Source organism: Vibrio sp. SCP2 (assembly GCF_059295395.1).
Genome location: NZ_JCAFVV010000002.1, coordinates 540,791 through 559,950, shown reverse-complemented (window position 1 = coordinate 559,950; position 19,160 = coordinate 540,791). Strand labels below are relative to the sequence as shown.

At 44.6% G+C, this 19,160-nt stretch carries 18 protein-coding genes; 3 read left to right on the top strand and 15 right to left on the bottom strand.

Going from position 1 to position 19,160, the window contains the following annotated elements:
- Positions 1-20 precede the first annotated feature (20 nt).
- Positions 21-788, top strand: a complete 768-nt coding sequence (locus AC5O63_RS10435; protein WP_494504904.1) for a DUF481 domain-containing protein — start codon at positions 21-23, stop codon at positions 786-788.
- A gap of 61 nt (positions 789-849) precedes the next feature.
- Here the strand turns inward: AC5O63_RS10435 and AC5O63_RS10430 are convergent, their stop codons facing one another.
- The 8 genes from AC5O63_RS10430 to AC5O63_RS10395 form a co-directional block, all read right to left on the bottom strand.
- Positions 850-1,302 carry a hypothetical protein gene (locus tag AC5O63_RS10430; protein WP_494504903.1) on the bottom strand — a complete coding sequence of 151 codons (453 nt, stop codon included), beginning with the start codon at positions 1,300-1,302 and terminating at the stop codon, positions 850-852.
- Positions 1,295-1,987 carry a winged helix-turn-helix domain-containing protein gene (locus AC5O63_RS10425; protein WP_494504902.1) on the bottom strand — a complete coding sequence of 231 codons (693 nt, stop codon included), beginning with the start codon at positions 1,985-1,987 and terminating at the stop codon, positions 1,295-1,297. The genes AC5O63_RS10430 and AC5O63_RS10425 overlap by 8 nt, the downstream gene beginning before the upstream one ends.
- 5 nt (positions 1,988-1,992) lie before the next feature.
- The gene (locus AC5O63_RS10420) at positions 1,993-5,061 is read right to left on the bottom strand and encodes an efflux RND transporter permease subunit (protein WP_494504901.1); all 3,069 of its coding nucleotides are present in this window, start codon (positions 5,059-5,061) and stop codon (positions 1,993-1,995) included.
- A complete protein-coding gene (locus AC5O63_RS10415) occupies positions 5,048-6,238 on the bottom strand; it encodes an efflux RND transporter periplasmic adaptor subunit (RefSeq protein ID WP_486793958.1) in 1,191 nt (396 codons plus the stop codon). Before AC5O63_RS10415 ends, AC5O63_RS10420 begins: the two co-directional genes overlap by 14 nt.
- A 199-nt stretch (positions 6,239-6,437) precedes the next feature.
- Positions 6,438-6,887: a hypothetical protein gene (locus AC5O63_RS10410; protein ID WP_494504900.1), complete on the bottom strand. Its 450-nt coding sequence runs from the start codon at positions 6,885-6,887 to the stop codon at positions 6,438-6,440.
- Entirely contained in the window at positions 6,880-7,530 is a 651-nt protein-coding gene (locus AC5O63_RS10405) for a winged helix-turn-helix domain-containing protein (protein WP_494504899.1), read from the bottom strand. The genes AC5O63_RS10410 and AC5O63_RS10405 overlap by 8 nt, the downstream gene beginning before the upstream one ends.
- A 137-nt stretch (positions 7,531-7,667) precedes the next feature.
- Positions 7,668-8,960, bottom strand: a complete 1,293-nt coding sequence (locus AC5O63_RS10400; protein ID WP_494504898.1) for an LssY C-terminal domain-containing protein — start codon at positions 8,958-8,960, stop codon at positions 7,668-7,670.
- Positions 8,961-8,974: 14 nt separating this feature from the next.
- On the bottom strand, positions 8,975-9,706 hold the full coding sequence (locus AC5O63_RS10395; RefSeq protein WP_494504897.1) for a glycosyltransferase family 2 protein: 732 nt from the start codon (positions 9,704-9,706) through the stop codon (positions 8,975-8,977).
- A gap of 345 nt (positions 9,707-10,051) precedes the next feature.
- Here AC5O63_RS10395 and rplY point away from each other — a divergent pair, with 345 nt between their 5' ends.
- Complete coding sequence (gene rplY / locus AC5O63_RS10390; RefSeq protein ID WP_004746191.1) at positions 10,052-10,330, top strand: 50S ribosomal protein L25; 279 nt, start codon at positions 10,052-10,054, stop codon at positions 10,328-10,330.
- Positions 10,331-10,473: 143 nt separating this feature from the next.
- Here rplY and AC5O63_RS10385 read toward each other — a convergent pair whose 3' ends face one another.
- Positions 10,474-11,373 (bottom strand): LysR family transcriptional regulator, encoded by a 900-nt coding sequence (locus AC5O63_RS10385; RefSeq protein ID WP_494505011.1) that lies wholly within the window; start codon positions 11,371-11,373, stop codon positions 10,474-10,476.
- A gap of 103 nt (positions 11,374-11,476) precedes the next feature.
- On the opposite strand from AC5O63_RS10385, the gene accD reads away from it, so the two are divergent.
- Entirely contained in the window at positions 11,477-12,358 is an 882-nt protein-coding gene (gene accD, locus AC5O63_RS10380) for an acetyl-CoA carboxylase, carboxyltransferase subunit beta (RefSeq protein ID WP_494504896.1), read from the top strand.
- 49 nt (positions 12,359-12,407) lie between these two features.
- On the opposite strand, the gene AC5O63_RS10375 is transcribed toward accD, so the two are convergent.
- The 6 genes from AC5O63_RS10375 to nrdH form a co-directional block, all read right to left on the bottom strand.
- A complete protein-coding gene (locus AC5O63_RS10375; protein ID WP_494504895.1) occupies positions 12,408-14,117 on the bottom strand; it encodes a protein adenylyltransferase SelO in 1,710 nt (569 codons plus the stop codon).
- Positions 14,118-14,201: 84 nt separating this feature from the next.
- Positions 14,202-15,080, bottom strand: a complete 879-nt coding sequence (locus tag AC5O63_RS10370) for a 6-pyruvoyl trahydropterin synthase family protein (protein WP_494504894.1) — start codon at positions 15,078-15,080, stop codon at positions 14,202-14,204.
- Between the two features lie 264 nt (positions 15,081-15,344).
- Positions 15,345-16,316, bottom strand: coding sequence for a class 1b ribonucleoside-diphosphate reductase subunit beta (gene nrdF / locus AC5O63_RS10365; protein WP_494504893.1), 972 nt, complete (start codon positions 16,314-16,316; stop codon positions 15,345-15,347).
- 13 nt (positions 16,317-16,329) lie between these two features.
- Complete coding sequence (gene nrdE / locus AC5O63_RS10360) at positions 16,330-18,462, bottom strand: class 1b ribonucleoside-diphosphate reductase subunit alpha (RefSeq protein WP_494504892.1); 2,133 nt, start codon at positions 18,460-18,462, stop codon at positions 16,330-16,332.
- Complete coding sequence (gene nrdI, locus AC5O63_RS10355; protein ID WP_239825661.1) at positions 18,455-18,853, bottom strand: class Ib ribonucleoside-diphosphate reductase assembly flavoprotein NrdI; 399 nt, start codon at positions 18,851-18,853, stop codon at positions 18,455-18,457. Before nrdI ends, nrdE begins: the two co-directional genes overlap by 8 nt.
- Entirely contained in the window at positions 18,853-19,074 is a 222-nt protein-coding gene (nrdH, locus tag AC5O63_RS10350) for a glutaredoxin-like protein NrdH (RefSeq protein ID WP_004746201.1), read from the bottom strand. Before nrdH ends, nrdI begins: the two co-directional genes overlap by 1 nt.
- Between the last annotated feature and the right edge of the window lie 86 nt (positions 19,075-19,160).

Sequence of the window (19,160 nt, the reverse complement as noted above, 5' to 3'; positions counted from 1 at the left end):
CATGTCAGCTCTGTTAGCAAATGAAAAATGCCCCTTTTACCTTGTCGGCTCTATCATCCATTTTAAGCCTACTGCTGTTGCCTTCCCCCTCTTTTGCACAAGACGAGGAGAGCTCTGCAACTCAAGAGTCGCCTTTCACCGCGCAAACCAAACTTGGCTTTATCTATACAGAAAACACCAGTTCTTCTCTCTCAGTGAATTCTGCTTTGTACCTAAATTATCAGCAAGAGTCTTGGCTACATAAGGCGTCATTTGAAAGCTACTATACTGACGCCGACAATGCCGATGATGGGGCAAATCGCTATACGGTCAATGCGGGATCAACCTATGACTTTGCAGAGAAAACCTTCGTCCGTGGTGCAGGCCGATTTGAAAATGACTTGTACGGTACTTACCGTAAGCAGTGGATATTAATGACCGGTATTGGTGTCTATTTGGTTAACAATGACATCGTAAAAACCTCCATCTCTCTTGGTCCAGGTTATCGAATCACGCAAAGACAGCCTTTCGATTCTGAATACCCAGACCAAATGAATTATGAAGTGATTGCTTCTTCTACTCTCGATAGCGCTATTGTTTTCTCGGAAAGGCTTTCAATGGGTGCAACCTTTGATGTGGCACACGGTGAAGAGAACACCCATTACAACACTAAGGCATACATCAAGAATACCTTAATGGCGAACCTGTCCTTAGTATTCGACGTTGAGTACATCTACAATACAACCGTTGCAGAAGACCAATCACCGGATGAAATCTACAGTACGATGAGCTTAAGCTATGATTTTTAACGCCGACTTAAGCCCTATACAAAAACAGCGCCACTAGGGCGCTGCTCTCTCTTTGCTATGTTTATGACTCCAAATGTAAAGCCACTTTTTTGCCAACCAATATCGAACCTTTATCACCAATATCAATAAGGTTCATTAGGCCATCAAACGCCCCTGGTCTCACGAATAGTTGCTCAATCACCCCACCTTTTGCCCCTTCTAGGTCAAGTGGGGTATGCGTATTGTGCATGAACAGTATCCCGTCTGAATCCATGCTGTATTGCCCTTTCCCTGAAAAGCCCACTTGGCTTTGCGGCAACATCGCAAACACGCCATAAGTGTTATTTTCGTTTAAAGTCAGTTCAAGCCGCATTGGTAAAGAGGTTGAAAAGACAGTAGATGGTTCTTCAATATGGATGTGCGCTACAGTACTACTGGTAAAGTGCCTGTTCGGCTGATCGCCCGTGTTAAAAGCAATACCAGCGCCCCCCCCTAAACCTAGTATCGCTGCGCCAAGAATAATTTCTTTATTCACAATTCACTACCCCACTCTGGTTACTAAAACTGACAGAGCGACCTTGCTCATCAAGCATTAAACTCAATTCGTCAAACTGATACACCGTTGGATTTTGGTAATAGATTCTTTCACCATTGTTTGTTGGTTCATACCAGCACTGGCTATAGTTCTTGGCCGTATACTGGCTAGAGATCAGCAACTCTTTAGCTAGCATCGTCCCAAAGAAGCCAATCACAATCGCAGCAGCAAACACCGAGGCGGCTTTATAGCTGATTGACGAACCCACTTTAGGTGGGGAAAGCTTGCGTTGCCTATCAGTCTGCGGTGTATTCTTCTGTTCGGTTGCCAATGGTTCATTCTGAGAAACCTTAACTTCAGAGAGGCACGTTATCTTTTTAACTGTGCCGATAAATTCATAGCCCACACCACGCTCTGTTCGGATGATTTCACCAGAGCGATCTTCTAAGCCGCGACGACAACTGGATATGGAGTGCAGCAAACTGCTGCTCTCCACGACAATGCCACGTTTATGCCATACCTCTTCCATAAGCTCATGTTTACTCAATACTTTTCCTTTATGAGAGAACATGTAGGTCAACAATGAAATCTCATTGATACCAATTGGATGACGGATCTGGCTCTTAAGGCTTTGAATATAGCCGCCAGTGTCGTCAAGTATGTGAGTTCCGTTGATTAGCAGCATAGTCTTTACCCCTCTGTAGCTAGCTCAAAGCGTTTCGATTTTTCAGTCACTTTAGCGAACGCAACATACGCCATAGGAACGATGAATAACGAGAAGAAAGTCCCCACCGTTAAGCCACCAACCAAGACTAAACCAATGTTGGTGCGTCCTAAAGAACCTGGGCCATCCGCCAGTGCAAGTGGCAATGAACCAATAATCATCGTAAGTGAAGTCATTAGAATTGGGCGTAAGCGAGATTTCGCACTCATCAGAGCCGATGTCATCGCACTGTAGCCCTCTTTGCGCTTAATGTTGGCAAACTCGACAATCAAAATACCGTGCTTAGTGACTAGACCTACCAAGGTCAACAATCCAATCTTTGAATACAGGTTTAAGCTATGATCAAACACACTTAATGTCAGTACTGCACCAACCAAACATAGCGGTACGGTAATTAAGATGATTAGCGGATCGACAAAGCTTTCAAACTGCGCAGCCAGAATCAAGAAGATGAACACCAGTGCCAAGCCAAATAGGATCTGCATTCCTGCTTCAGATTCATTGAGCTCTTTAACCACACCGTTGTATTCGTAGTTTTGGCCCACTTTCAGCAGTTTTGGTAACTCGGCATCTATGTAAGCCTGAATATCACTTGCACTGAAACCTGGCATTAGATCAGCTGTAATTTCTGCTGCATCCTTACCACCATAAGTCTTAATGTTTGACTCAGCAGTCACTGGCTCAATCGAAACAAACTGAGACAATGGCAACCTTTGGCCCGAGTCAGAGCTTACGTACAGCTTATCTAGAACTTTGAAATCACCTAATGCCTGACGGTTTACCTGCACCTGAATTGGGTATGTAAAACCATCTTCTGCTTGCAAATCTGCTGCTTTCACTGAACCAAGGAATGTAGAAATAGCGCTAGTAACATTGCCGTAGTCTACTCCTGACAACACAATTGCATTGCGATCAATGGAGAGGTCAAAACGTAGCTGATCTCGGTGTGTCGAGTTGTCTACATTCGAAAGACCTTCATAGTTTTCTAGCAGCTCTACTACTTTCTCTGCTGTATCAGATAACGCATCTAAATCACGGTTAACTGTGGTCAATTCAAGAACGAGATTGCTTGCTACATCTAGGTTATCCGCAGAGCGCACAGAGAAAGAAGTTGAATAGGCTGAAACCGTTTCACCCGCTTTAGCCATCATCTCTTGAATAATCTCATCAGCACTTTGGTCACGCTCTTCCCAAGATTTAAGTAGAACATGGTTGGTTGGCGCTGACTCGATATAAGCTAGGTTTGCTTCAATCGCATCACTGTCTTTGAACACGTTGTTAATCTGTTGGGCATTTTCCAGATCATAGAGACGACCTGCGCCCGCTGGACCATGAGACGAGACTTCAATAAAGCCTGTATCTTCCGTCGGCAAAAGAACCTTTGGCATAAACCATACTGCAACACCTGATAAAACAATTAGAGCAGCCGTTCCACCCAGCACCATACGCGGACGTTTGAACCAAGCATTGAGATACAGCATGTACTTTTCAGTCATCGCATCTAACTTGGTTTCAACCCACTGGAACCACTTAGGTGACGTTGTCACTGATTTAAGCATGTACGCGCTCATCATCAGAGATAACGTCAGCGCAACAAACCCTGAGATAATCACAGATGCTGCAAGCGTGTAAGCAAACTGCCTGAACAGATCTGCGGTTAAGCCAGACATTAAACCAATTGGAAGATATACAACCGCGAGTGTTAACGTCATTGCGATAACTGGGAATACGATCTCTTTACAGCTCTTCAGCGCTGCTTGAAACGGGGATAATCCCTCTTCAATGTGACGGTAACAGTTTTCTACAACGACAATCGCATCGTCGACAACTAACCCGATCGCAAGGATGATCGCGAGAATGGTTAATACATTAATGCTGAAACCAAGCATTGCCATAACCGCAAATACACCGATCACACATACTGGAATGGTAATCAGGGGAATCGCCGCTACACGCAGCGAGCCAAGGAAGAGCACGACAATTGCTGAAACCAGCACAATGGCCTCAACTAAAGTCATAAAACCTTGATCGATCGCTTCTTCGATAAAGTCGGCCTGATTGTAGACCATCTTCATCTCAATACCTTCCGGTATCTGCATTGTTTCCATTGCCGCTTTAACACGGTTAGCCACCGTCACTGGGTTTTCAGTTTTAAGCGGCAATACTTGCAGAGACATCGCCATATCGCCATCGACGTTAAGCATACTTGGCTCTAGGCTTTCTTCACCCATTTGAATGTCTGCAATGTCGCTAACACGAATGATCTTTCCGTTATCGACGCGCAGTACAAGGTCGCGAACATCTTCAATGGTAGTGACTTGGTTGACTGGGTTAATGGAGAAGTCACGCACTTCGCCTTTAATCGTACCAGCAGTAAAAGTTGCGTTATAGGTGCTTAGCGTTCCAACCACATCGGATGCACTGACATTCAATGCTGCCATGCGCTCAGGCTGCAACCACACTCGAATAGCGCGGCTCGAACCACCATAAGGCCCCCATACTCCACCAACACCTAGAACATTCTTGAACTGTGGCGAGATTTGCTGATTGATGAAGTCAAACATCTCTTGTTTGTCCATCGAGCCATTATTGACGAACGTAATGATGTTACTTGGCATTGAAGTATCAGATGAATCATCTGTTACCGTTGGTTTGCCTGTCATCGCAGGTGGAAAGTCAGAGATACCATCCACTTTGCTACGCAGATTGTTCATCAAACTCGCATATTCAACGTCACTAATGCCGTCTTCAAATTGAATCTTTAACGAACAACTTCCCTCTTGGCAGTCGGTTGTCATGGTTTTGATTTTGTCTAACCCCGTAACGGCAGTAATGAGCTCTTCCGCTACGTTTTGCGACATGAACTCAGCGCTCGCTCCTGTGATTGAAGCGCTCACCGTTGCAGAGGCCGTTTGACGCTCAGGAAAGTACTGAATAGCCAGTTTCTGGTAAGAGACGATACCAAGTAACACAATCGCGATACTTAGCACCGAAGCCAGTACCGGATGCTTGATACATATTTCAGGCAGCTTCATTCGTTACCTCCGTCGACTTGTCCGCTTTAGGCTCGGCAATTTTGCTTGCTTCTTTGTTAGGCTTTTCAGCAACTGGCTTTACCTGCTGTTCTTTCTTCTCAGGCTGAGCCGGTAAGGTTCTCGCTGGCAAGGTCACGGGAGACTTGGTTTGCTGAATAGCTACTTGAACGTCTTGATGTAAGTTTTGACGACCAGTGACAACAACACGCTCTCCAGGATTTAATCCAGAGACGATCACAACGTAGCCGTCATTGGTGTTTTGCCCTAGCTCAACTGAACGCTTGGTTGCTTTGTTGTTTTCGATTACCCAAACAAATCGCTGATCACCTGACGTATCCACTGCAGTTTGAGAGACCACGACATCATCTGACGCATCTCCGACACTTTGTGAAACCTTTGCAAACATTCCCGGTACCAGTTTGTTATCACTGTTATCTAAATGGGCATGGACCTCGACTCGACCTGAGTTCTCGTCAACTAATGGAGCTATATAATCAACCGTACCGGTAAACTCTGTTTCACCATAAGCATCCACTTTTACCGACACTTGCTGACCTAGTTGCGCTTTGCCGACTTCTGCCTGAGAGATTGAGTAGTGCACTTCAACCGGATCAAGCTTGATAAGGCTAACCAAAGCTGTTGCAGCTTCAACGCGGCTGCCTACTGAATGGGTAAAGTTAGTGAGTTGCCCGTCAAATGGTGCAACAAGTTGGTAGTTTTGTAGGTCAGTTTTCTTTTGACTGAAATCCGCTTTTGCCAAACTTGCTTGCTGCTTTAGCTCTTCAACATCTTGAGCTGACATTGAGTCTGGTTGTTTCTTTAATAACGCTAATACACGAGCAAGTTTTGATTCAGCGAGCGCCAACGAGCTTTCTGCTTTGTCTAATTCAGCTTTCGCTTGCGAGTCATCAAGTTGAGCAATGAGCTCCCCTTTCTTAACAACATCGCCGTCATTGAAATTGAGTTGCTTTAATTTTTCGCCAGCACTAAATGTTAATGCGGCGGAGTCTGTCGCTTTCAGCTTACCGACTTCTTCAATAGTTGAAGCGGTCATTTGTTGTTTTGCGATCTCGACGGTAACAGGGACACTTTCCATAGTCTCTGCAAAAGCAGTTGAACCGATAATAGTGGTTCCAATACAGAAAATAGACAGGGATAAAGTCTTAGTATTTTTCATAGTGCGACTCTGATTGATGGAAGTTGTCGCTTGTTATACCTAAGATTTTTCTGACAAAGTTATCGTTTTGTCAGCCAGAGAATGATTAATCCTTAACGAACCTTAATAAATATCAAATTATTGTTTTTAAACGATTTAAATACAAAAAAGCCGCAGTAACTTGCAAAGTACTACGGCGATTTAAAAGTGATTGATAACGTTATTCAGCGCGCTTTGAAAACAAGTATGAGTACCTAGGAGCCACCAAAATCATCTGTTCCTGCGAATAGGGAATCATTTTAAGCTCTTCTAACGAATGCATACCACGCTGTGAAAACATCGTTTCCAATAGAGAGACTTTTTGCGAAGAAGGCAGGACTTGTTCAGATGTAGTTGGCATTAGTGAAAGCCCATAGCGGGTAAAGTGGTATTCTCCCGCCGAGTTAAAGCCGACATCTCCCTCCGTCAAAAAGAACATCTCGTACTGACCAGAACGTTTGAGATTGATTGCCGATTTCATCTTAATGATGTGAGTATTGTCGTCCGATTTAACCAGTAGACTGGTCTCACTTTGCAACGCTTGAGCGATAGTTGGCGAGTTTACTACGCCAGCCAACACGCCAATAATTAACCCCGAAGCAATACTACCCGCTAGAATTTTCTTATTCACAATCCACCTCCACTTCAGAAGGAATAAAGCTGATTGAATTCCCTTCTTGATCGACCAATATGGTTTGGTTTTCAGAAGTAAAAGCGCGAACGTTGTTCATCACTAGTGACTTATCACTACCAGGTTGAGGGATAACGCAGCCAACATATCGGCTCTCTTGATAATCAGCCTCTACCCATGGTGTACTCAACCAACTATAAGCCGTAAAACCGACTGCTGCGCTAAGTGTAAAGGCAATTAGGTAAGCAGTATTATTGCGTTTAAGCTGCTTTGGTTCGCTGGGGCTCAACTCTCGGGTAATAATCGGAGAATCGATTTCTTGCGGTTGGTAGCTTTCTACATGGCCATTAAACTGATAGCCGACACCGCGGACTGTGGTAATGATTTCACCACCGCGGTCTTCTAGTGCTTTACGACAAGTCGATACCGCATGGAGTAAGCTGCTTTCCTCTACCACCACGCCTTTCTTGTACCAGACTTCATCGAGAAGCTGAGCCTTTGAGAGTGGCTTATGAGGGTGCTCAATCATAAACTGCAATAGAGCGACTTCGTTACTGCCAAGCGCGACTTTAATACCACTGTCTCGCTCTTCTAACGTCCCCGTTAAAGCGTTAAGAATGTATTTATTGTTTATCAACAACATAGGTAATAATCTGAATTCTTTATATTATTACCTTAACCATATCTTAAAATTCATAAAATGGAAGAGCCCAGCGTAATGCTGGGCTCTGAGTTCAAAATTCTATACTCACCAAGGCTCATCTGGCTGGTAGGCAATAATTATATTTCTGACCGAGAAGCTAGCTCACTCTTAATAACCAGTACTCGACCATCGGTATAGTAGTCATGTTCCCCGTCTAAAATGGTTGGGGGGTGATACGCGGCCATATCTATGGATACATCGTCTGTCGTACTTATGACTTGTTCAGCAAGCTTGTCTCGCTCAAGGTCGACATTAGGGTCAATGCTGTGCAGAATCGTAACAATACCAGAATATGGTGTTATCTGAAGACCATCATCGTAGCTTAGCGCCCCTACCCATAGGTTTTGGTTTGTGTTTGAATCCACTCCAGCCTGCCACCAGCGGATATGACTGCGTTTTAATAAATTGCCCGGTAGCTGAAATGCTAACTCTTGCGGCACACCATTCCAGAACAGATCAGAAACTGGCGGAGTGTTCAGCTTAAGCAGTTCAACGTAGTCACTTATCTCTAAATCATTTCTAGAGAAGGTTTTGTTCTCAATCCAACCTAACTCGGCCATTAAGGTCCGCGGGTCTTCACCAACATACGCAACGTTAATAACCTGAGCATCAAATACGGCTGATTTCCCCGGATACGCCTTGAGAGGCAGCTCACCTATTGTGACAAACTCATTCCCAGCTTTCTGTTCAGACACACTCACTTTATTCGCAAAATCGTCGGAATAGAAAAAGAAATGGGCGTAGTTAGCGTACAACACCGATGCCAACAAGAACGCAGTGAACTTGGTAAACATTAAACGCCAACGCAGTTTTCTACCGATAAGATAGAAGCCGATACTCGCTCCAACAGCGATTAAGATAGCCTTGTGTTCAACTAAAAAAACTTTAGCTTCGTTGAGTATTGGGAAGTGATCTATTCCATAACCAAGTAAATAGCCCCAAGCAACAAACTGACCGACCCCGAGAAACAAACCAATGGTGGAATACAGGCTAAATCGTGCCCAACTGATTTTTTGCGAGCCTGCAATAAACGGCACAACCCAAGCGATGGGCCCAAGCAAACGCGCAAACGCTAGCACATAGTTACCTTTTTTAGCCATCAAGTGTCGACATCTTGCAATTGGGCGGCGTGTTTTGGATTGCCAGCGAATCAGTTTTCTCTGGGCGGGATTACCTAGCCTTCGACCGATAAAGTAGCTCACTTGATCACCGATAAAACCACCGAGTAAAACCGCAATCACTCCGGTAATAATGCCTTGCTGGAGTTGATACCCTGCAGCGAGCAAGAACGGCTCGCCCGGTACAAACAAGTTGGGGCCAATCAACGCATCTAGCAAGGCCCCGACAAATAAGCTGAATCCTTCAAACATATTGGGTTACTCGGTTATTGCTGCTCTTTGTAGTGACCGAACTTGTATTCCATTTCGTTATTTCGCATTTCGCCAAAAAAGAAACGTCGCACATTTGCTTTCAGATAGGTCGCTCCCATTTTGAAAGCGCCTTCTTCTTCTAAACGTCTAGGGTCAAAACCAAACGTCAACGGCAAGAAACGGAATCGCCATGTTTTGCTCGCGCGTTTCACATAGTCGCAATCTTCACAAAGTACGATTTGTTCATCGAAGCCGTTCAACTGTTGATGTACGCGCTTGGATGAGAAAATGCACGCACCGACTGCGGTAGGAAAGACAAACTGAGTGACGAATAAACCCAAGTTGAACATGCCGTAGCCAAGCTTATGTACCAGTGCGAGATCTTTTGCACCCATGTATACGCCCGCCACTTCAAGTTGCTTTTCTTCTAACTGGCTTAATGCGTTTGCAAGAAAGTTTGGCGATAATTGAACATCGGCATCAAGGAATAGTAGACGCTCGTGCTTCGCTAGGTTTGCTCCGGTATTGCGGCCTAAGCTGACACCTCTTGTTTCCATTTTGTGGATAGTAAGGGCTGGCAGTGATGCCTCATACGCGGCGGCAACATCACGCGTTGCGTCATCACTGTTTGAATCGACAAGGATCACTTCAAACTCTTTGTGAGTCTGCTTACTAAGATCTTCCATTAATCGACCGATGCGCTTCTCTTCGTTTAGCGTAATAACTACAATACTTATTGGTCCCATAGTGTGTTCCTCTCTCAATGAATAACGTTGTTTTGTTAACTTGAGATACAGAATAAGGTCGTAAGGCTTAACCAATAGTGAGGTTTCTATTCAGATTCGGTTCATACGATTTGAGCACAATTTGAACCTTGATTTTGACTTGGCTGAATCAATCTTAACCGGTTGATTATAATTGCTCTTAAAATCGCTGATTTAGATGATTTTGAGTTGCTAGAAAAACGATTGAGTGATAGTATCCGCGCTCGCTTGAAGAGTTACTACCAATTTCTTTTCAGCGTTTAGCACACTTAACAAGGTCGCATTGTTGGTGTGAACATGAATATCTTAATTTTTGAGAGTAATACTATGAAATTTGAAGCAGTAGTACGTACTGAACTAGGTAAAGGTGCGAGCCGCCGCCTACGTCACGCTGGTAAATTCCCTGCAGTTGTATACGGCGGTGAAGAAGCAGCAGTATCTATCGTTCTTAACCACGATGACGTTGTTAACCAAATGGACAAGCCTGAGTTCTACGAAGGTATCGTTCTAGTGATCGACGGCGCTGAAGTTAAAGTTAAGCCACAAGACGTTCAACGTCACGCTTACAAGCCAAAAGTTGAGCACATGGACTTCATCCGCATCTAATTCCCTACCAAGGAATTAATTCGGATTAAATCCAGCCTTTTGCATAAAGATTATCGGCCTTACCATCCGAGACATCTAAAAATTCGAAACCCCGATGCTACCAACATCGGGGTTTCACCGTTTTTGAGCCTTCAAAACCCCGCTTACTCCGACCCTCTGGCTTGTTGTTGCAAATACTCTATAAACGCAGGTATCTTTTTGGCGACATGTTTTCTAGACGCGTAGAATGCATACAACACAAGGTCTTCAGGTTCGTATTCTAGCTCGACTATTTCAAGCGCTCCTGACTCGATCTCGCTCGTGCAAGACTCTTCTGCGAGTATCGCGAAACCCAATCCAGATAACGCCCCTGCTTTAGCGAGATTGCCACTATTTACCTTAAATGATGATTGTACTTTTTGCGTTAACAAGTCACCGTCACCCTTTTTGAAAGTCCATGGTGTTCCGTTAAGTGCCGATAAGCTGCTGATACATGGCACATGTTTTAAGTCCGTGATGTGATAAGGCCTCGTGCAAGTTTGTAACAGCTTGGGCGAAGCAACAACAACACTTGACCAGCGTTCAATCTCTTTTGCTATCCAGTTGCTGTCTGTTAGCTTTCCTCGATTGAAAGTTAACACAACATCAAAACCATCAAGTAAGTCTTCTTTTGGGCTGACGCTCGTGTCGCAGCATAGTGAAATAGCCGAATGCTCTGCACAAAACGATGCCACCACCTGAGATAAAATTGGCGAATCTGGCATTAAGACTCTCAGCTCACCCACAATATCATTGGACGTTTGCATGACCTCGATTAAAGCATCGTTCAACTTCTCCAAGAGTGGTTGAGTTCGTAGGTAGAGAGCTTCTCCCGCTTCGGTAGGAAAAATTCGACGTGTCGTTCTGTCAAACAAACGAGTGGCGAGCTTTTCCTCAAGCAAAGCAATATGGCGGCTGACATTTGATGTTGGTAAGTCCAAAAACTCAGCAGCTTTTTTGAAACTATTGCTCTCATATACACAGTGAAAGCTCTTTAGCCATTTCTGATCAATATCCCCAAACACCATTAATCCCAATTTGTTGGATTTACCATCCCAAATAAGCCACTTTATTACCATATTTGGGCTTATACAATACGAGTTTGATTAATACTTAATAAGATGGGTTATGAACTGGTTAGATAAGCTGCTCGATAAGAAACGCATTATCGGTGCGCAAAAAGCATCGATTCCAGAAGGTGTTTGGAAAAAGTGCCCTGAGTGCGAACAGATTCTCTACCACTTAGCGCTAGAATCTAATTTGGACGTCTGCCCTAAGTGTCATCATCACATGAGGATGAGCGCCCGACGAAGATTAGAAACATTTCTAGATAATGGGAGCAGCACTGAAATTGGAGTTGAACTAGAACCGAAAGACATACTCAGTTTTAAAGATCGTAAACGCTACAAAGAGCGTATCGACCTTGCGCAAAGAGAGACGGGAGAAAACGATTCGTTGATCGCGATGAAAGGCACTCTTGTTGGTTTGCCGGTTGTTGCCTGTGCTTTCGAGTTTAATTTTATGGCTGGCTCAATGGGCTGTGTAACGGGAGCACGCTTTGTTCGCGCTATTGAGGAGGCCATCAATGCTCGTTGTGGGCTCGTATGCTTTTCTGCTTGCGGAGGGGCTAGAATGCAAGAATCTTTGATGGCCTTAATGCAAATGTCCAAAACAAGTGCCGCATTAGATCGCTTAGCTCAAAAGGGGCTACCTTATATTTCTGTGCTCACTGATCAAACTTTCGGTGGTGTTTCAGCAAGCCTAGCGATGCTGGGCGATATTAATATCGGCGAGCCAAATGCACGAATCGGTTTTGCTGGTCGTCGTGTCATTGAACAAACGGTTAGAGAGAAACTGCCTGATGGCTTCCAACGCAGTGAGTTTCTTCTAGAACACGGCGCTCTAGATATGATTGTTGATAGACGAGAAATGCGTGAGCAAATAGCTCGGCTGCTTGCCAAGATGACCAATAGTCCAGCCAGTAAAAAGTCTCATAACTTCTCTAAGTAAAAAGTCATGACAGCGCCAGTGAAGCGATAGCTGGCGCTATGATCGATAACTACGAAGAACAGCTGTAATGAGACACACCACCAGCGGCAAAATACTCCATTGGTCTGAGCTGATAGTATTTTGCTTCAACCTCTTCAGATTGCTCGTCGTAAGGGTTAGCCAAAATGCTTTGCAGCTCATGGATTAGACTAAAGTCCCCTTTCTGCGCTTGTTCATAAGCCGGAACAATCAACCACTCTCGCCAAGTATACTTAGGGTTCACCTGTTTCATTTGGCACGAAACATCCTCAAGACTTTTCTCCCCGGCCGAGCTCAGTAACTCTCGCCAAGATTTAAGCCACTGATTCCACGCCAGTTCTAACTCCTCACTTAATTGCGCATAAAAGCTTGCTGACAAATCAGACACCTCTGTTGGAATCTTAGAAAGTTCGCGGAAGAAAATAGTGTAGTCAACGTGGCTTTTGATCATCAAAGCAAGCAGTTGGTTAAATAGGTCGCTGTTTAGTTCCTCTAAACCAAGCTTAGATGCCCACATCTGACTCGCTTTCGCCTGCATAACTGAAGAAAAACCTTCAACAATCTGTTCCAACTTTTCTAACGCATCCGGTTCAGATTGCAATAGAGGCTTTAAGGCACCACAGAATGTCTCGAAATTCTTCTCGGCGGCCTGAGATTGGTTAAGAAAGGCGAAATGATGACCACCACCAGTCCAAGGTTGGAAAAATGGTTCAAAGTACTCGCAGAATCCGAAAGGCCCATAGTCTAGGGTAAATCCGCCCACTGAGCAGTTATCACTATTAAAATTACCCTGACAGTAACCGACACGTAGCCAGTTAGCGATTAGAGAAGTAAGCCTGTCTCTAAACTCAGTCGCTAGAATCAGTATTTTTTCAGCCAATGGTAAGCTGGAGTCAATTTGCTGTTTGTACTCTCTTTCGATGATATGCAACACCATCATCTCTAGCTCAACCAACGCGTTCGGATGCTCGTTCACACGTGCTCTGCGGCTAAATAGCTCTAGTTGCCCTACCCGCAAAAATGAAGGCGCAACCCGAGTCGAGATAGCAACCGGATTAGCGATCATAATATCTGGATTCTCTGACCGCGAACCTTCACTGTACCAAGGGCGATCAACCGTTTCCGTTTGGGAAGCAAATAGGCTCAAAGAACGTGATGTTGGGATCCCTAAAGCATTCATATACTCTTGCGCTAAAAACTCACGAACGCTTGAACGCAATACCGCTCTACCATCAGCTCCGCGGCAATACGGTGTTGGGCCGCCACCTTTGAGCTGCATTTCCCAACGCTTGCCGTTCAATACCCCTTCGAAAACCGATACAGCGCGACCATCGCCATAACCGTTCCCCGTTTTGAAAGGACACTGATCTATGTATTCATTGCCAAATATAGAAAGCGCATAACCCGTCGCCCACCCTGTCGTTCTCATCGGTGCAGGCACGTTAGTTACGTCTCCAGAGAACAGTTGCTTGAACGCTTCAGTTTTAGCTAAACGATCATCAAGACCTAACTCTCGAAAAAATTGTTGGCTATGAGCAACATAAACAGGCTCTGCAATCGGTGTTGGCATCACTGGAACATAATGCCCAGAAAAGACCTGTCTTGGATAAAAGTCTTGACCATCTTCCGTTGCATCTGGATCTGGTACAAGCGTATCCAACAATGAATAATCTGCGGCTTTCGCAAGGTCATTCAGATCAAAAATGCGTGCCGAGGTCTCTGTAACTGCTTTATTACTCATTGCGCTACTACTCCATGTATTTTAAAGACCAAAAGTGATGATACGTCCGTCACCAGCAAAAAGTATCAACGCTAGTTCAAGATTTTATCGAAAAGCCATCGCCCCTTTACCTACACCTTCATAAGCGATGACTTGTAATGATTGACCCTCTGCAACCGTTGGCTTTACTTCATCAGCAATGTAACCCGCTAATAGCTCAACAGTCGTATCAGTTGGCAAAATTTCAGTTTCACTTTTGGCAATTGCAAGTTCAAACTCACCCTGCGGCGCTGTGTATCGGAAACCATAATGGCTTTCGTCGGAAATTGCCTTAGCACCTTCGCTTAGATTCAGCGTTGAAACAGAAACCTGGTCTTCCTTTGAACCTAAATAGATATCTTCCCAGCGTTTGGCAAAAGCCACTTCTTTGTCGTTGTCTCGTTCCCCATCGACAATAATTTCGATTGGTGAACGGTGTCCGTGTGCGATACGTTGGCAGTTACCATCGTGCTTTTTCAAACCATGCGTGTAATGGTAGAAGGCACCTGCAATATTCTCATGACGCAGGGTAATTTCCAGCCCTGTCACATTGCTAGGCAGGTTGTTTCGCAGAATCTGGTATACGTGTTTAGTAATGCTCTCGATGGCGACGGCTTCAGCATCAATCAAGCAATACGCTTCATTCGGGCAGTTTAGGTGGATACTCTTCTCACCACGCAGAACGTCAAGTGTGGAGTAACCCCTTTTACTTGGTTTGAAAACGATAGCCGCGTTTTGCACTGGGATAAGCAAACGATGATCGACAAACTCATCAACGAGTTGTTTGATTTGCTTCTTCACCCTACCGAAATCCAACACCATACTCATTTCATTAAGCTCACCAGACATGATGACATCAACTATCCAGCTGTCTCCGACGACTCCTCTCTGTTCACAGATATATGAAGAATCGATAACGGTGAGATCTCTTACAAATAGGTTCAAGTTGAACTCCTTACTGCTTTAATGAGATACGGGAGGCTGATTATCATGTCAGCAGGCACTTCGTCTCATTGTTTAGGGTGAATAAAATGGAGTGGCAGAATGTATCAACGACTATATAAAGTCCACCTTTTTCATTGCTACCTATTAAGAAAAGAACAAAGTCTATACAGTTGCCACTGTAACTAGCCCAAGATACGGCAAATAGCCATAAATTGGGCAGGGAGAACAGCGTATAAAAGCAAGAATCGAAACTGAGTTTAGGCCTTAAAAATCCCAATCTTCGTCTTCAGTAGCGACAGCTTTGCCTATTACGTAAGACGAGCCAGAACCGGAGAAGAAGTCATGGTTCTCGTCTGCATTTGGCGACAACGCAGCCATAATGGCAGGATTAACCTGACATAACTCATCAGGGAATAGAGGTTCAAATCCGAGGTTCATCAAAGCCTTATTCGCGTTGTAGTGTAGAAAGTGTTTTACGTCTTCTGTTAAACCAACTTGGTCATACAGTGACTCTGTATACTGGCTTTCAATTTCGTACAAAGAGAACATAAAGGAATAGGTTTCGTCTTTGACCTTAGCTTGCTCTTGTTCCGTCAGTTCGTTAAACGCTAACTCGAATTTATAACCAATGTAGTAGCCGTGAATCGCTTCATCACGAATGATCAGGCGAATCAAATCCGCTGTATTGGTCAACTTCGCTCGGCTCGACCAGTGCATCGGTAGATAAAAACCGGAATAGAACAAAAAGCTCTCAAGAAATACACTCGCCACTTTTTTCTTCAGTGGATCGCCTTCAGCCAGATAGTCTTCAAGCACTAATTGAGCTTTCTTTTGCAGTAACGGATTCTCTTCAGCCCAACGAAAAGCTTCGTCGATCTGTGGCGTAGTACACAAGGTCGAGAAGACAGACGAATAGCTACGCGCATGAACAGCTTCCATAAAGGCAATATTCGTTAACACGGCTTCTTCATGGGGCGTTCTGGCATCTGCCATTAATGCTGGGGCACCCACCGTATTCTGAATCGTATCGAGCAAGGTTAGGCCAGTAAAAACTCGAATTGTTAATGTCTGCTCTTCTTCAGTCAGTTGTTTCCACGTCTGAATATCATTGGATAAAGGCACTTTTTCTGGAAGCCAAAAGTTAACCGTTAATCGGTTCCATATTTCAAGGTCTTTATCATCTTGCATTCGGTTCCAGTTGATAGCGCGAACCGGTTCAGCGTATGTAGTACTCATGGTGATTCCTTGTTTACAGAGAGCAAGAGACGCAACCTTCAACTTGCGTACCTTCGAGCGCTTTTTGGCGCATACGTATGTAGTAAAGCGTTTTGATCTTCTTCGTCCACGCATAAATTTGCGCTTTATTGATATCACGAGTCGTGACTTCATCACTGAAGAAGAGCGTCAAGGACAAGCCCTGATCGACATGCTCTGTTGCTGCAGCGTAAACATCAATAATGGCTTTAGGACCAATCTCATAAGCATCTTTGAAGTACTCAAGGTTTTGGTTATTGAGGTATGGTGCCGGGAAATAAACGCGCCCAATCTTGCCCTCTTTACGAATCTCAACTTTCGCTGTCACCGGGTGAATAGAAGCCGTCGCATCGTTGATGTAACTGATTGACCCTGTTGGTGGAATCGCTTGAAGGTTACGATTGTACAATCCAAACTCAACAACCTTGGATTGCAGTTGCTGCCATTCTTCAACGGTAGGCACGCGCATATCGAGTCGCTCAAGCACCTCTCTGACGGTATCCGTCTTAGGTGAATAGTCTTTCTGCATATACTTGGTGAAAAACTCACCGTTGGCGTATTGAGATTGTTCGAAGCCAACAAATACTTGCTGTTTCTCTTGAGCCAACTTGTTCGAAGCCGTTAAACAATGGAACAGAGTGGCGGCAAAGTAAGCACTGGTAAAGTCGATCGCCTCTTCGCTGTCATAATGAATCTGCTCTCTAGCTAGAAATCCGTGCAGGTTCATCTGACCTAAACCGATAGCATGGCTTTCATCATTCCCTCTGCGTATCGACGGCACACTGTCTATCGCACTCATTTCAGAAACGGCATTGAGTGCCCGAATTGAAACCTCTACCGTATGAGCTAATTGCCCACCATCTAGCGCTTTAGCAATATTAACCGAACCTAAGTTGCAGGAGATGTCTCGCCCTAAATGCTGGTAACTCAAATCATCATTAAAGTGAGAAGCGTCGTTAACTTGCAAAATCTCGGAACAAAGATTCGACATGTTAATACGTCCCTCAATCGGGTTTGCCGCGTTTACCGTATCCTCAAACATGATGTAAGGGTAACCAGATTCGAACTGAATTTCGGCCAGCGTTTGGAATAAGCCTCGCGCAGGAATTTTGCTCTTGCGGATGCGAGGATCGTCGACCATTTCATGGTATTTCTCGCTCACGCTAATTTCAGAGAAAGGCATACCATAGACACGCTCGACATCATGTGGTGAGAACAAATACATATCTTTGTTCTGTTTGGCTAACTCTAGGGTAATATCCGGGATCACAACGCCTAGACTTAGCGTTTTGATACGGATTTTCTCGTCTGCATTTTCTCTTTTGGTGTCCAGAAACTGCATAATGTCGGGATGGTGCACATTCAAATACACAGCCCCAGCACCTTGGCGAGCCCCGAGCTGATTAGCATAAGAGAAGCTATCTTCTAGCAACTTCATAACAGGCACAACACCGGAACTTTGATTAAGAATGCCTTTGATCGGAGCCCCTTGCTCGCGCAGGTTACTCAATAAAAGTGCAACGCCTCCCCCTCGGCGGGACAGTTGTAATGAAGAGTTAATCGCCCTGCCGATGCTCTCCATATTGTCTTCGATGCGCAGTAAAAAGCAGGAAATCAACTCGCCACGACTCTTCTTACCCGAATTGATAAAAGTAGGAGTCGCTGGCTGAAAACGCTGAGAAATGATCTCTTGCATGAGATCGAGAGCGAATTCTTTGTCACCCCGAGCAAGTGTCAGCGCTGTCATCACAACACGATCTTCAAAACGCTCTAAATAACGTTTTCCATCGCGCGTTTTCAGTGCATAAGAAGTAAAGAATTTGTAAGCGCCAAGAAATGTTCTGAAGCGGAATTTAACTTGATAAGCGCTATCCCATATTTGCTGCAAGAAATCTCTATCGTATTGTTGTAAAACTTCTTTTTCGTAATAGCCCTCGTTGACGAGGTAATCCAGTTTCTCACCTAGATTGTGGAAGAAAACGGTGTTCTGGTTGACGTGTTGTAAAAAGAATTGACGGGCGGCCTGTCGGTCAGCATCAAACTGAATACTGCCTTGATCATCAAGTAAATTAAGCATGGCATTGAGCGCGTGGTAATCCAACGGCTCGGTGCTGAATTGGTTATCCATGGTGTTTCCAAAATTGTTCTAATCCCTGCTGCACGGCTTGGACATCGTGCTGGGTTCCCGAAAGTTCGAAGCGATAAAGCACTGGGACATGGCATTTATTCGCAATTATTTTTCCAGCCTGAGCAAACAACTCGCCAAAATTTCGATTACCAGAAGCAATGACACCCTTGAGGTGAGCACGGTTTTCAGCTTGATTGAGTACTTTGATCACGGATTTTGGTACGGCACCACGCCCTTCCCCGTCAGCATATGTCGGGCATATCAAAACAAAAGGCTGACCGATAAGCAGGGTGGGCTCGTCTTCGCTGATAGGAAGTCGAATCGCTTCAACGTCTAACCTCTCAACAAATCTCTGGGTATTACCCGAAGCGCTGGAATAATAAACAATCATTACGCGATCTGGCTGATCATATCTGGGCGAAAACCAGACCAATGACGCTCACCTGCAACGACGACAGGGGCCTGCCTATAGCCCATTGATTGCACCGACTCCATCGCCGAGTCATCTAATGTTAGATCTACAACTCTATGAGCAATACCCTTCGCTTGTAGCGCTCGAACCGTAGCGGTGCACTGAACACACTGGGGCTTAGAGTATACGATGATATCCATATTTGATTACCTTTTGTTAATTTTTGTAATGATAACCATTATCAATTACATCCATATATAGTATTGCTAGATCTTACTTTGTCAAT